At 64.8% G+C, this 13,727-nt stretch carries 13 protein-coding genes and 1 tRNA gene; 6 read left to right on the top strand and 8 right to left on the bottom strand.

Annotation, left to right across the window (positions count from 1 at the left end; translation table 11 throughout):
* Window positions 1-207: 207 nt before the first annotated feature.
* Window positions 208-627, bottom strand: coding sequence for a TRAM domain-containing protein (locus PHA81_RS03620; RefSeq protein ID WP_005044408.1), 420 nt, complete (start codon window positions 625-627; stop codon window positions 208-210).
* Between the two features lie 286 nt (window positions 628-913).
* Between PHA81_RS03620 and PHA81_RS03625 the strand changes: the two genes are divergently transcribed.
* Window positions 914-1,150 (top strand): hypothetical protein, encoded by a 237-nt coding sequence (locus PHA81_RS03625; RefSeq protein WP_005044409.1) that lies wholly within the window; start codon window positions 914-916, stop codon window positions 1,148-1,150.
* Window positions 1,151-1,815: 665 nt separating this feature from the next.
* The gene (locus PHA81_RS03630) at window positions 1,816-2,349 is read left to right on the top strand and encodes a GNAT family protein (protein WP_005044411.1); all 534 of its coding nucleotides are present in this window, start codon (window positions 1,816-1,818) and stop codon (window positions 2,347-2,349) included.
* Window positions 2,350-2,537: 188 nt separating this feature from the next.
* Here the strand turns inward: PHA81_RS03630 and PHA81_RS03635 are convergent, their stop codons facing one another.
* Both PHA81_RS03635 and PHA81_RS03640 read right to left on the bottom strand, forming a co-directional pair.
* Complete coding sequence (locus PHA81_RS03635; RefSeq protein WP_273835278.1) at window positions 2,538-2,987, bottom strand: hypothetical protein; 450 nt, start codon at window positions 2,985-2,987, stop codon at window positions 2,538-2,540.
* Between the two features lie 50 nt (window positions 2,988-3,037).
* A complete protein-coding gene (locus PHA81_RS03640; protein ID WP_273835280.1) occupies window positions 3,038-3,835 on the bottom strand; it encodes a hypothetical protein in 798 nt (265 codons plus the stop codon).
* A gap of 154 nt (window positions 3,836-3,989) precedes the next feature.
* Here PHA81_RS03640 and PHA81_RS03645 point away from each other — a divergent pair, with 154 nt between their 5' ends.
* Both PHA81_RS03645 and PHA81_RS03650 read left to right on the top strand, forming a co-directional pair.
* Entirely contained in the window at window positions 3,990-5,300 is a 1,311-nt protein-coding gene (locus PHA81_RS03645) for a M28 family peptidase (RefSeq protein ID WP_273835282.1), read from the top strand.
* Window positions 5,301-5,365: 65 nt separating this feature from the next.
* On the top strand, window positions 5,366-6,430 hold the full coding sequence (locus PHA81_RS03650) for a polyprenyl synthetase family protein (protein WP_005044419.1): 1,065 nt from the start codon (window positions 5,366-5,368) through the stop codon (window positions 6,428-6,430).
* 397 nt (window positions 6,431-6,827) lie between these two features.
* Here PHA81_RS03650 and PHA81_RS03655 read toward each other — a convergent pair.
* Window positions 6,828-6,912: transfer RNA gene (locus PHA81_RS03655), tRNA-Leu, on the bottom strand.
* A 375-nt stretch (window positions 6,913-7,287) separates the two neighbouring features.
* Here PHA81_RS03655 and PHA81_RS03660 point away from each other — a divergent pair.
* Window positions 7,288-9,876: a DUF11 domain-containing protein gene (locus PHA81_RS03660; protein ID WP_273835285.1), complete on the top strand. Its 2,589-nt coding sequence runs from the start codon at window positions 7,288-7,290 to the stop codon at window positions 9,874-9,876.
* A gap of 175 nt (window positions 9,877-10,051) precedes the next feature.
* On the opposite strand, the gene purF is transcribed toward PHA81_RS03660, so the two are convergent.
* The 4 genes from purF to PHA81_RS03680 form a co-directional block, all read right to left on the bottom strand.
* A complete protein-coding gene (gene purF / locus PHA81_RS03665; protein ID WP_273835287.1) occupies window positions 10,052-11,494 on the bottom strand; it encodes an amidophosphoribosyltransferase in 1,443 nt (480 codons plus the stop codon).
* Entirely contained in the window at window positions 11,495-11,668 is a 174-nt protein-coding gene (locus tag PHA81_RS03670) for a 50S ribosomal protein L37e (RefSeq protein ID WP_005044428.1), read from the bottom strand.
* Window positions 11,665-11,904, bottom strand: a complete 240-nt coding sequence (locus tag PHA81_RS03675) for an LSM domain-containing protein (protein ID WP_005044431.1) — start codon at window positions 11,902-11,904, stop codon at window positions 11,665-11,667. The genes PHA81_RS03670 and PHA81_RS03675 overlap by 4 nt, the downstream gene beginning before the upstream one ends.
* Window positions 11,905-12,016: 112 nt before the next feature.
* The gene (locus PHA81_RS03680; protein ID WP_273835294.1) at window positions 12,017-13,075 is read right to left on the bottom strand and encodes a M20/M25/M40 family metallo-hydrolase; all 1,059 of its coding nucleotides are present in this window, start codon (window positions 13,073-13,075) and stop codon (window positions 12,017-12,019) included.
* 125 nt (window positions 13,076-13,200) lie between these two features.
* Between PHA81_RS03680 and PHA81_RS03685 the strand changes: the two genes are divergently transcribed.
* Window positions 13,201-13,719, top strand: coding sequence for a hypothetical protein (locus PHA81_RS03685; RefSeq protein WP_005044435.1), 519 nt, complete (start codon window positions 13,201-13,203; stop codon window positions 13,717-13,719).
* Window positions 13,720-13,727 lie beyond the last annotated feature (8 nt).

Genomic DNA, 13,727 nt, shown 5'->3' on the forward strand with positions numbered 1-13,727 from the left:
GATCGAGGGCGAAGCCGTGAGCGAAGCGAACGGCTGAGGGCTCGGGCGGTGCTGTGCGGAGGCGGTCACGGTGGCGGTTGCGGAGAGTGCCAGTGATCTCACCGCGAGCGAACGTCGTGAGCGAGCGGGAGTTTTTAGCGTAGCTTTTTGCAAGGGGTTGAGCGCGCCGAAGGCGCGCGAACCCCCGCAGTAAAAAGGTACAGGTTGCTACTGGTCGATGATCTCGCCGACCGCGAAGTTCGACTTGACTTCCGTGACTTCGACCTTGACGCGCTCGCCGATCTCCGCACCGGGCACGATGATGACGTAGCCCCGCTCGACGCGTGCGATCCCGTCGCCCTGCTTGCCGATGTCTTCGACCTCGACGTAGCGCATCTCGCCGATGTCGACCGGCGGCTGGGGCTCCGAGGACGGCCGGCTTGATCCCGAGTGCGACCCGCTCGACCCCGCACTACTCGATTCGTCGTCAGTGCGCTCGCGCGAGACGAGCGCCACGCGGTAGACGTCGCCCGCCTCGACCGAGCCGGTGTCGATCTCGCGGCGCGGTACCTCGACGGTGTAGGTGTCGTCGTCTTCCGCAGTGACCTCGGCGTTGAACAGACACAAGAGCTTGTCAGAGATTTCCATCGGTAGGCCTCTGTTTGCGCCCGTTGGTGGCGAGCGGTAAAGAACTACCGCACGAACGCTCGTCCGGCACGGCTGTCACCGATCACGGTCGATCACGACCGCCAACTCCTGCCCATCGAATCTCCGAAACCGATTACCTCGCTGTACCACTCTCGCTCACGAGCGCCCCGACCAGGCTGATCGTGGGCGTCCAGTGGAGTCATCACGCGACGAAAACCGGCCGACAGCGGCCGAATTACCCTGGTGTACCAAATCCGCTTTAGGAGGACGTCCCGTTCGTGCATTCATGGCAGCCAGCAGCGCGACGCCCGACCTCAGTCGAAAACAGCACCGGATCCTCGAGTACCTCCGCGAGAACGCCGGCACCCGGACGTACTTCAAATCCCGACTGATCGGCGACGAACTCGACCTCTCGGCGAAGGAGGTCGGCACGAACATGACCGCCATCCAGAACGGTGAGTGTTCGCTCTCGGTCGAGAAGTGGGGGTACTCCTCATCGACGACGTGGAAGGTCACCGCCTGAAAGCCCTCGGAACTGCGAGGGCAAGCCCGCGCATCCGGCCTCGCTGTGCTCGGCCGGACGCCTGACGGCGGCTCCTCGCCCTTTTCATGTCCACCGGGGGAGCAACGCTCTCCCGAGCCTTGCCTCGTGGTCCGAAAGACGCTTCGCGTCTTTCGTCATTGCAGGAAATCACCGATTTCCTGCAAGCAGTCAGATTCCGTCGGAATCTGACGACATCACGAAACGGTTTCTTGGCGCGGCTTCGCCGCGCCAACGGTTCGAGGCGCGTAGCGCCTCGCTATCGCCGTTTCGAACGACTTCGCTCTGCAGGACACCAAGCCCACATTGCGCGATCCGCGCTGTCGCGTCTGCTTACGGGCGATTTGCGCCCGTTCGCACGGGCCGAGGCGTACGCGCCTCGTGGCGGCACGCGCTGAGGCCCTGCCCTTCCCCATGTTCGCGCGCCCGGCGCTGTCGCGCCGGTCCGCGCTCACGGCCACCGCCCCGCATCCGCTTCCCGCTTGCACAGCACTACACCGCCCCGCCACCGCCCTCGCTACCGCACCGCCCCACCTCCGCCACCGCACAGCACCGCTCCCCGTGTGCCCGTCGCCACCTTATGATCGCACGACTGGAGACGGACGAGCGCGCAAGATTGATACCCTCGGCCGGAATCGGATCGTAGTATGCCCGGTCCCACATTCCTTGAAGGCGATCGCATCACGCTTCGAACGGTCGAAGAGGAGGACCTCGATTTCCTCCAGCGTGATGTCAACGATCCCGACGTCTGGCGATCGCTCGGTGCGGTATCGCCGGTGAACGCCGAACAGGAGCGCGAGTGGTTCGAGGAGCGGAGCGAGGGCGACGGCATCTCGCTACTCATCTGCGACGACGAGGAACCAGTCGGGTCGATCGGACTCTCCGGGATCAACGAGACGTGGGGCCACGCCGAGGTGGGATACTGGGTGACGCCAGACGCGTGGGGTGAGGGCTACGCGACCGCGGCTACCGAGCTCCTCGTCGGCTACGCGTTCGACCAGCGCCGACTCAACAAGCTCGTCGCCAACGCCTTCGACTTCAACGCGGGTTCGCGGCGCGTCCTCGAAAAGGCCGGATTCGCAGAAGAGGGCGTCCGCCGGGAGGAAGCGTTTATCGACGGCGAATTCGTCGATATTCACCGATACGGACTGCTGGCTCGCGAGTGGCGAGCGGACGACTGACGATCTGCTATGAATCGGAATCGTACCGTTCTGGTGGGGCTGTACCGTCCGATTTCACTGGCCAGCCCAATCGTGTCGCTACCTCGTGAAAGGATTCACCACCGACCGGTCGATCGAACGTTGGCGTGGGTAGCCGATGGCGCTGCTGAGGACGTGTTCGCTGCGATCGTAAAACGACCGGAATCGGTTCAGACGACCGCGTTCCAGACCGGAGCGACCACGAAGAAGACGCTGAGAAAGGCCGCGTACAGGAGTACGAGCACCGAGGCGGCGATGGCTCCGTTCGGTCGACTGAGGCTGCGGTCGTTGCGTGCCTCGACACGGAGTGCTTCGAGTTCGAAGAAGTCCGTGATGAACATCCCGACCACGAGGACCGAGAGGACGATGCCCGAGTGAACCTCGACCGTCGTGAGGTAAAACGACGCGAGGATCAGCAGGATCGTCGAGGCGACGTGGGCCGGGTGCTGACCGATGGCGTCCGCACCCTGCTCGCGCGCATCACTGACGTTCGATCGGTGAGCGATCGCGCGCGTGACGATGTTGACGATCACGAGGATCAAGAGAACGTACAGGATGAGCGGGTTGTCACCGCTCCCGAGGACCGCGTCGATCGGCCCGAACAGCGAGAGGGGTTGCATGATCGGCTTTCCGACGGGATCGCATTAGAGCCTTTCCCATTTCTCGCCGCTCACACACGGTGCGGGGACGCGAGCCGGAGCGTTCCGTCGAGCGTGATCCGGACCGGGCTCCCCGACCTGACACGCCCGAGCGAACACCCGTCGACGAACAGCTCCACATCGGCGTCGTCGCGCTCGACGGTGAGCGACACGCCCGCCAACGGGACCACCCAGTGATCGGGATCGGTCGCGAACGGCGAGATCGGTACCACCGCACCCACGTCGGTGCCGTCGACGACCACCGGTCCGCCTGCAGCGCGCGCGTAGCCGTGGCTCCCGACGGGCGTCGCCACCACCACGCCGTCGGCACGGAACCTCGTGAACGGTGTCCTATTTCCGTCATTCTCCGCATCGTGGCCGCGCACCTCGGTACCGGCGGCGACCGCGAACTCCGAGATGCTCGCGGGCGCGGCAGTCACCAGGGCGACATCACGTAACGCTCGCCCGTTCGTGGTCGGCGTGTCGACTGCCACCACCGGTCGTTCGCGGATCGGATACTCTCCGGCGAGGAACCGTTCGATCCCATCCGGATCGTCGCCGCTGGCGAGCGATGGGACCCTATCGACGTCGATCGGGAGGACGGGAACGCCGATGTCGGTGGCGACACACTCGCGGAGACCCCCATCGCCGACCGCAACGATCGCGTCAGGGTCGATGTCAGCGGTTTCGGTGCTGACGGTCTCGGTGGCGTCGTGGACGCCGCCGCCGGCCGTATCGACCGCGTCGACGATTGCGGTTGCGTCGGTCTCGGGGGCGACGACACCGACGCTGGTCGACTCACGACGCCTCGCCGGCTCGCCATCGCTCATCGGTTCCCGTTGCGCACGGTGGGCCAAAAGACTGCGGGGTCGACGCGATCGGCCGAACCACGGTCGGCACACCGGCGTCGACATCACACCGTTCGCCCGCGCCGATTGGCCGCTTCCCGAACACTCAAGCGAGGGACGGAACGATCGGTAGCGCATGACTAACTGGATCGGCGACGTGTTCACCAGCGATGTCGGCTGGAATCATCTCGAAACCCTCGTCGACATCGGCGATCGGATGGCCGGAAGCGACGGCGAACGCCGCGCTGCGGAAGCGACTCGCGACGCGCTGGCGAACGTCGGCGCGCGGAACGCCCGTTTAGAGGAGTTCGACATCCAGGGATGGACCCGTGGCTCCGCGGCGATCGGTGCCGGCGACAGCAGCCGCGAGACCATCGCGCTTCCGCGGAGTCCGGCGGGCGAGGTCGCGGGTGAGTTCGTGGATCTCGGCTACGGCCTCCCGAGCGACTTCGAAGAGACTGACATCGAAGGAAAGGTCGTGATGGTCGCGTCGAACGTTCCCGGCCACTACGATCGGTTCATCCACCGCCGGGAGAAGTACTACTACGCCGTCGATGGGGGTGCGGCCGCGTTCGTCTTCCGGAACCACGTCGAGGGCTGCCTCCCACCGACCGGGAGCGTCGGCACCGAGGACTCGCCGATCGGCGAGATTCCGGCGATCGGGGTGAGCAAGGAGGTCGGGTCGCGGCTCTCGCGGCGTCGGGAGGGCGAGACGATCGAGGTGTCGGTCGACGCCGACGCTCACGACGCGACCAGTCAGAACGTCCACGCCGATCTCGGTCCCGACACCGACGAGGCGGTGTTGCTGACGAGCCACGTCGATGCCCACGACATCGCCGAAGGGGCGATGGACAACGGGGCCGGCACCGCCGTGGTCGTGGAGGTGGCGAAGGCGCTCGCCGAACGCGAGGCGGAACTCGATACCCGCGTCCACCTCGTCGTCTACGGTGCCGAAGAGGTCGGTCTGGTGGGATCGGCCCACGACGCCAACGAGCGCGACCACGGTTCGATCAAAGCCATCGTCAACAACGACGGCGTCGTCCGTGGACGGACGCTCAGCGCCCACACTCACGGGTTCGACGCACTCGGCGAACTCGTTACTGGGGTGGCCAACGACTTCGATCACCCGGTCACGACGATCCCCGAACAGGGACCACACAGCGATCACTGGCCGTACGTCCAGTGGGGTGTTCCCGGCTATCACCTGATGAGCGAGACGGGCGACGAAGGGCGCGGGTGGGGACACACGTTCGCGGACACGCTCGACAAACTCGAAATCAGGAACCTCCGCGAACAGTCGATCCTTCTCACTGAACTGTGCGTTCGTCTCGCGGACGACGAGTTCGCCGTCGAGCACAAGGGGTCCGAGACGATCGCGGCGGCGCTCGAAGCCGAAGATCAGGCGGCAGGGATGAAGATCATCGGCGATTGGCCCTACGACGAGTGAGCCGATCGGCCCCCGCTCCGGCAGAGAACGAGACTTTTTAGCCCGCCGCCACCGGTCACAACCGTATGCGCGACGTGCTCGCGGCGTGGCGGCCGGTCATCGACAGGGAGATCGAGCAGTTGCTCCCCCGCGAGATCGACGCCGAGTACGTCGCCCGCGCCTTCGGCGAGCCGAGCTACGAGTACGACCCGGTCGCCATCCAGCGCGCGCTCCCCGGCCCGATCTGGGACCTGCTCGATCGGGGCGGGAAACGCTGGCGCGCGGTGGTCTGCTGTCTCCTGATCGACGGGTTCGGCGCGGACCCCCACGAGTATCTCCCCTACGCTTGCATCCCCGAAATCCTCCACAACGGGACGATCATCGTCGACGACGTCGAGGACGGCGCGACGATGCGCCGCGGCGAGTCCGCGCTCCACCGCGAGGCCGGGACCGACGTCGCGCTCAACGCGGGCAACGCGATGTACTTCCTTCCTCTGAACATCGTCGCGCACAACCCCGGCGATCTCGACGCCGAAACCCGACTCGCGATCTACGAGATGCTGATGTACGAGCTCAACCGGACGCATCTCGGCCAGGGGATGGACATCCACTGGCACAACGAGCAGGCCATCCGGATGACCGAGGCCCAGTATCTCGAGATGTGTGCGTGCAAAACTGGTTGTCTCGGCCGGATCGTCGCACGCCTCGCCGCACTCATCACGGGCCAGTCCGACGAAACCGAACGCTGCGCCGCACGCTACGCCGAACGGATGTCGATCGCGTTCCAGATCGGTGACGACATCCTCGACATCGAGAACGCCGACGAGGACGGCGGTGCGTTCGGCAAAGCCGTCGGCAACGACATCCGCGAGGGAAAGAAGACCCTGATGGCGATCCACGCCGCGAGCGAGGCCGCTCCCGAGCAGGCCGCGCGGCTCGAAGAACTCCTCTGGGCCGACGACAACTCCGACGACGAGATCCGCGAGGCGATCGACATCCTCCGCGAGACCGACAGCGTGGCGTACGCCCGCGAGCGCGCACTCGAACTCGCTGCCGAGGCGCGCGACGCCCTCCGCGAGCTCGATATCGACGACGAGATCGCCGACGATCTCGCCGAATTCACGCGGTTCGTCATCGAACGCGACGTCTGAGCGACCGGGACGAGGGCTTGGGCGGGGCGGTTGGCGGAGGCGGGGCGGTCCTGGCGGATGAAGGGCGAGGGTGCGCGAGCGAAGTGAGCGCACCCGAGGGCTTCGGCGGTGCTGTGTGGTTGTGGAGCGGTAGTCATACCGACTGTCCCGCGAGCGATCGTAGTGAGCGAGCGGGCCGAGGAACCCCTGAAAGGGGTGACGTTGGCTTTTTCCCCACGTTTTTGCAGGCGAAGGAGCGACCACAGGGAGCGACTGAGCGTAGCAAAAAGTGGATGCGTGGGACCGGATTTGAACCGGAGCCGGACGATCCGGCTCGCTGCGCTCGCCGGCTGCGACCGGCAGGGTTCAAATCACTCTGTTCGATTCCTGCTGCTCGCGGATTTGCTCGCAGCAGGAATGCGTGGGACCGGATTTGAACCGGCGGACCTCTACAGGACAGCGCCCTCAACGCTGCGCCGTTGGCCTGGCTTGGCTACCCACGCGCGGTTCGTTGATATCCCTTGATCGGGTAAAAACGCTTCCATTCGACGACCGTCTGGCCGCGACTCACACGCAATGGCTACCAGCCCCGTCTCGCTGTTCGATGCTGTTGCTCGTCGCTTGTCGGTCACGGGACCGTCGAGAGTGAGATTCTTCACTAGTGGATAGTCTCGATCGAATCGCCGTGGTTGTCGCCACGCGATCGTATCTCTGCTATATGAGTACGTTCGAATATTTCCGGGGAGTGAGAATCATACGAGAATTGCACTACTAGATAACCTATTCTAGGAAACAGGCTTTATTATGATGATGTACTAATTTTCAGAATTATCTTTAGACACAAATCTAAGTGGGGTGGCAACGACACCATGTCTCGTATGGAATCGAAGGGCGCAGCAAAAACGGTCGGAGTAGCACTTGTCGTCTGTTTGTTCGTCGTACTCGGAGCGACGGGGGCCGCACTCGCGGTCGGGCACGATACTACCGGGCCGGACAGCACGACACTACAGGATGGAGAGGGGCAACAATCACCCCATCTGAGTAGTCAGTACAGCCTGGCAGCGAACTGTAGCGATACATGCTGTACGGGCGAAAAGGACAGCGATGTCGTCGATATCGACGGCGATCGTAATCAGGTACGGGTCAACGCCGACGCGGCGGGTGTCGGTGGAGCTACCGGCGACTGTACGACGAACGCTGACAACGATATCGTCGATATCGAAGGCGATGGCAACGCCGTTCGCGTCGATATCGATTCGCCAGATACCAACGACGCGGATGAAGCGAGTGACGGGGCGAGCGATACGACTGGCAGCGACGGTAGCGGTACTGACGGTAGCGCCGATAACGGGGCCGATACCGCTGGCGGAGCGGATGGTGCAGACGGAACCGACGGTGCGGACGGAACTGATGGAGCGGATGGTGCGGACGGAGCAGATGGAACGAATGGCGCGGATGGTGCTGACGGAGCAGATGGTGCGGATGGAGCTGACGGAACGGATGGTTCCGATGGAGCAGATGGTGCGGATGGAGCTGACGGAACGGATGGTTCCGACGGAGCAGATGGCGCGGACGGGGCGGATGGTGCTGACGGAGCAGATGGAACGGATGATGCAGACGGAACGGATGGTTCCGACGGAGCAGATGGTGCGGATGGAGCTGACGGAACGGATGGGAGCGACGGTGCGGATGGGGCGGACGGGAGTGATGGGGGCGACGGTGGGGATGGGGCGGACGGAACGGATGGCGATGACAGTGGAGACGGAACGGACGGTGCGGATGGGGACGACGGGTCGGACGGTGACGACGGTGAACGAACCATTGTCGTTGAGGGCAGCGAAATCACCGTCGACAACGACATCAGCGACGAACGAGTGCAGGAGATCATCACTCAGATCCAAAACAACGTCGATACCGACACGACGGTCACCACCGAGACGATCAATCGGATCATCAACGAGAACAACATCAACAACACCGATATCAACAACATCGATCTCAGTGATCTGATCGATATCATCAACGATCCCGACGACGAGACACCCGACGATGGGAACGAAACACCGGGCGACGGGAACGAAACACCGGGCGACGGCAACGAGACGCCTGGCGACGGGAACGAAACACCGGGCGACGGCAACGAAACGCCCGACACCGCCGATATCAGCGTCACGAAAAGCGCGAGCATGGACGAAGTCGAGCTGAGTCTTCTGGAGGGTGGCGGGATCCTTCAGGCGAACGAGCCCGTGACGTTCACGGTGACCGTGACCAACGAAGGGCCCGCCACGGCGACGGACGTGATCGTCGACGACGAGGACGTCATCGCGGACATCGACGAACTCACCGACACGACGGCGTTCCTCGTCACCGGTTCGAGCGCGAGTCAGGGTGACTTCAACGCCGTCACCGGTGAGTACGACGTGGGATCGCTCGATCCGAACGAGTCCGCGACGCTCACCTTCGACGCGCTCGCGGTGTCAACCGACGCCACGCTCCTCGCCGATCCGCTCGCGGAGCTCAACGCGACCAACGTGGCCGAACTGGCTACGGTCTCCCCTGACGATCCGAACGCCGACAACGACGTCGGCAGCACGGAGGTCACGCTGGTGAGCGTCCTCGACGGCGGGCCTGGCGGCCCCGGTGACGGCAACGAAACCGGAGCAATCAACGTCAGCGATTGCCGTGACGCGCTCGTGACGGGCAACCTCACCGACGCAACCGTCGAGTTGGATCTCCTCAACGTGGGCACGGGCAACGACGAAACCGTCACGATCGGCCCGATCAACGGAAGCGAGAACGTCTCCGTCAGTGGTCTCGACGAGGTAGCGAGCATCGACCTCAGCACGGCAGTCATCGAGGAAGCACGACTGCTCGATGCCGACGGTACCGTGGTCGACACCGACACGACCGCCGATCTCGGCGTGTGTGTCGACGTGCTCGGGATCGAACTCGTCGATCTCGACACGGGACTGCTCCTCGATGCCGACGTGCTCGATGATCTCGACGACCCCAACGCGGCGACGCTCGCCGATCTCGTCGCCGAACTCGACGACACCGAGATCGAACTGCTGAACGAGGCGGTCGACACCGGCGAGATCACGAACCGAGAGATCATCGACCTCGCACGGGCGTTCGAGAACGACGAAATCACGCCGACGGAGCTCAACGACCTTCTCAACAACACCGTCGACCAGCTCGGGGATGCTCTCGATTCGCTGCTCGGCGGCATCCTCCCGCTGGACGCGAAACAAACAGCGTCGACGAACGCAACCACCACGACCGGCGGCGAGAACGCATCAGCGACGAACACCACGGCCAGCGAGGTCGGAGCCACGACGAACGCCAGCACGACGACCACCGGTGGCAACGGATCGAGTAGCCTCGGTGACGCCGTCGGGGCGTTCGGTATCGCTGCAGTCGGCCTGACCGCCAGCGGGATGCTGCTACGGAAGCAGCGACGGGAGTAACGGTCGAGTCGACTCGACCCTCTCGTTTCGCGGTTTCACTCGTCCGAGGAGTCGTTTTTCAGCCAATTGCGAGAGACCGAGTGGTACGTGTGAGTGTGGCTGAGTATGTGGCCACTTCGAGACTTCAGAACTCCCGACGTCTCGTCGTCCGAACTCAGAAACGAACAGCAGTCGATCAGTCGTCGGCGCTCGCGCGGTTGCCGTCGATCGTGGGGCGAGAAACCTCACGATCGGTCGCCTCGCCCGCGATGTCGTAGGGGTACTCGCCGGTGACACAGCCCATACAGAGGTCCTCTCTGGGGGTGTCGAGCGCGTCGGCGATCGCCTCGTGGGAGATGTAGGCGAGGCTGTCGGCACCGATCGTCTCGCGAACCTCCTCCGTCGATCGGTCGGCGGCCAGCAGCTCCTCGCGGCTCGCCATATCGATCCCCATGTAACAGGGTGCGACGATCGCCGGCGAACCGATCCGGAGGTGGACCTCCGCCGCGCCGGTATCGCGGAGCAGTTCGACGAGCTGTGTCGAGGTCGTCCCCCGAACGATCGAGTCGTCGATCAGGGTCACGGTTTTGCCCTCGACGGTGCTCTTGATCGGGTTGAGCTTCAGCCGGACCGCGCGCTCGCGCTCGTCCTGGGTCGGCATGATGAACGTCCGGCCCACGTATCGATTCTTCATCAGCCCCTCCGCGAACTCCACGCTGCCGTCGCCCTCGTTCGCGGCCTCCGCGTAGCCCGAGGCGAACGCGCGCCCGGAGTCGGGCACCGGCATCACGACGTCGGTGTCGATGCCGCTCTCGGCCCACAGCTGTCGGCCGAGTTCGCGCCGGGCCTCGTAGACCAGCTCGCCGTCGATCGTCGAATCCGGCCGCGCGAAGTAGACGTGTTCGAAGAAACACCGCGCGGTGTGATCGGGCTCGACGAGTCGATGGCTCTCGTAGCCCGCGCCGTCGGGTTCGAGTACCACGAGTTCGCCAGGTTTGACGTCCCTGATGAGTTCCCCGTCGAGCGCGTCGATCGCCGCGCTCTCGCTCGCGAGCACGTAGCCGTCCTCCAGCTCGCCGAGACACAGTGGCCGATTGCCTTGTGGATCGCGGAGCCCGAGCACCCGGTCGTCGTGCATCACGGCGAGCGAGTACGACCCATGTATTTTGCCCATCGTGCGCTCGACCGCCGCGACGAGATCGTCGTCGAGGAGGTTCCGCGCGAGATCGTGGGCGATCACCTCGGTATCGCCGTCGGAGGTGAACGCGTGGCCCAGTCCGGCGAGTTCATCCCGCAGTGCGCTCGCATTGACGAGGTTACCGTTGTGGCTCAACCCCAACGACCCGCTCTTGAACGAGACCGAAAAGGGTTGCGCGCACGACGAGTCGACGCTGCCCGCGGTCGGGTAGCGGACGTGACCGATCCCGTTCGGCCCGTTGAGCTCCGCGATGTCGTCCTCGGAGAACGCATCGCCCACCAACCCCATCTCGACGTGGGAATGCTGTTGGAACCCGTCGTGGGTGACGATCCCGGCCGACTCCTGGCCGCGGTGCTGGAGGGCGTAGAGTGCGTAGTAAATCGGCTGCGCGGCGGCGCGGTCGTCGAGCGAGACGCCGACGACCCCGCACTTCTCGTCCATTTACTCGCCGGCCTTCTCCTGCCAGGCGTAGTCGCGTCGCTTCGCGGATTTCCCGAACCCACACGACGCACAGACTTTCTTCGTCTTGTGGTAGGAGGCTTCACCACAGCGGCGGCATTTGACGTGAACGGTCTTGTTCTTCTTCCCCTGGCTCGGCGTTCCGGATCCGGTCATGGTGTTATCGTGACGACGTTGTCGCCGCGGATAATCGTTGTGCTCTCGACCGTCTCGACGCCGACTTCACCGGGAGTCGGCGGTTCAGCGTCGTTGCTGGCGGGTTCGAGCACCACGTTCATGTGCTGGTCGTAGCCCGCGAGCGAACCCGTGTAGATCTCGCCGTCTTTCAGCCGCACGGCCACGCTCTCGCCGAGCGTCGCTTCGAGTACGTCGAGCGGACGTCCTTCGGTCATACTGCGTCCTCGTTCGGTTCGACCCTTAAGCGTACCGTCACGCGGTCGCGCCGAGCGAACGCTCCGCCGACGAACTCGGACCTCGACCGCGAACACACACCGCAACCGCGGGTCAGATCTCGACGGCGAACGAGTCGTCGACATCGATACGCTCGGCGAACGTCCCCAGCAACGCCGCGAGCCCATCGAGATCGTCCGTATCGATCATCTCGACGGGCGTGTGCATGTATCGGTTCGGGAGCCCGAGGTTCAGCGACGGGATGCCGCCGCGCTGGGTGAAGATAGCGTCGGCGTCGGTCCCTGTTCGCGAGCCGGTCGCCTGAAGCTGGATCGGCGTCTCGTCGGCGTCGGCTGCCTCGCGCATCGCGTCGACCAGAACGGGATGGCTCGCGCCGCCGCGGGTCACGACCGGCCCCTCGCCGAGTTCGATCCCGTTGCTGCGCGTGCCCGGCGTCGCGGGCTCGTCGGTGGCGTGGGTCACGTCGACGACGATTGCGGCGTCGGGCGCGAGGTCGAATCCGACCATCTGAGCGCCCTGGAGACCGACTTCCTCCTGGACGGTGCTGACGGCGTACACCGTGGCGTCGACGTCTGCCTCGCTTGCTCGACGAAGTCCCTCCGCGGCGGCCCACGTCCCGATCCGGTTGTCCATCCCGCGGGCCGCGAGCCGTGTTCCGTGGAGTTCCTCGACTGTGGTCGCGATCGTGATCGGGTCGCCGACTTCGACGAGTTCGCACGCCTCGTCGCCGTCCGCGGCTCCGATGTCGACGTGCTGCTCGGCGATATCGGCGATCTCGTGGTCGTCGCGCAGGTGGATCGCGGCCTGACCGATGACGCCGGACACCGGCCCGTCGTCGGTGTGGATCGAGACGTGCTGGCCGCGCGAGACGGTCTTGTCCGCGCCGCCGATCGAGCCGAGGCGAACGAACCCCTCGTCGTCGATGTCGCGGACCACGAACCCGATCTCGTCGGCGTGGCCGGTGAGTGCGATGCTCGGCGCTTCGGGATCGCCCTCGTGAACCGCGATCGCGTTGCCGTAGTCGTCGGTCCGGACGTCGTCGGCGAACTCCGCGACGTACTCGGTCCAGACGCGCTGACCGCGCGTTTCGTACCCGGACGGGCTCGGCGTTTCGAGCAGGTCGTCGAGGAACGTACGCTGGTTCTCGTTCACAGCCACCGTATCGACGCCCCGGGTATGAACCGTTCGGAACCGGGGATGGAGTCCGAAACGAGCGCACGAGGACCCGGCACTGAAAGCCCAAACGAATAAGCCACCGGACCCCGAACGATCGCGGCATGGCAGACAAGCTAACCCTGCTCGAACTCCACCTGCACAGCGAGGACAACGAGTTCACGAGCGACGTCCAGCTCAGCTCCGACGTCGGCGAGCTGCTGCGTGATCGCCTCGGCTTCGGGGCCGGGAACTCGGAATCGGACACCGAGTTCTCGACCGACACCGACGACACCTCGTTCGGCACCGAAACCGACGACGACACAGAGACGTCGTTCGAGAGCGAGCCTGACGCCGGCGTCGACCCGCTCGGTGCGGACGGCGGCAGCGATGGTGCGGTTCAGGCGACCGACGACGAGGAAACGGGCGACACGGTCGTCGAGATCGACGAGGACGTGGCCGACGAGGACGAGGAGGAATCGTCGGGCAGCGCGCTGCGAAAACTGTTCGTCCTCGGGCTGCTCGTCGGGCTCGCGCTCGTCGCGAAGTGGTATCTCGGCGGCGACGATCTCGAAGACGAGTTCGCGATGGACGACGACGAGTTCGGCGTCGACGACTCCGAGAACGAGTTCGAGGAGCTGTAGAGGCGAAA

It is taken from the genome of Halococcus sp. PRR34 (assembly GCF_028617175.1).
Lineage (GTDB): Archaea > Halobacteriota > Halobacteria > Halobacteriales > Halococcaceae > Halococcus > Halococcus salifodinae.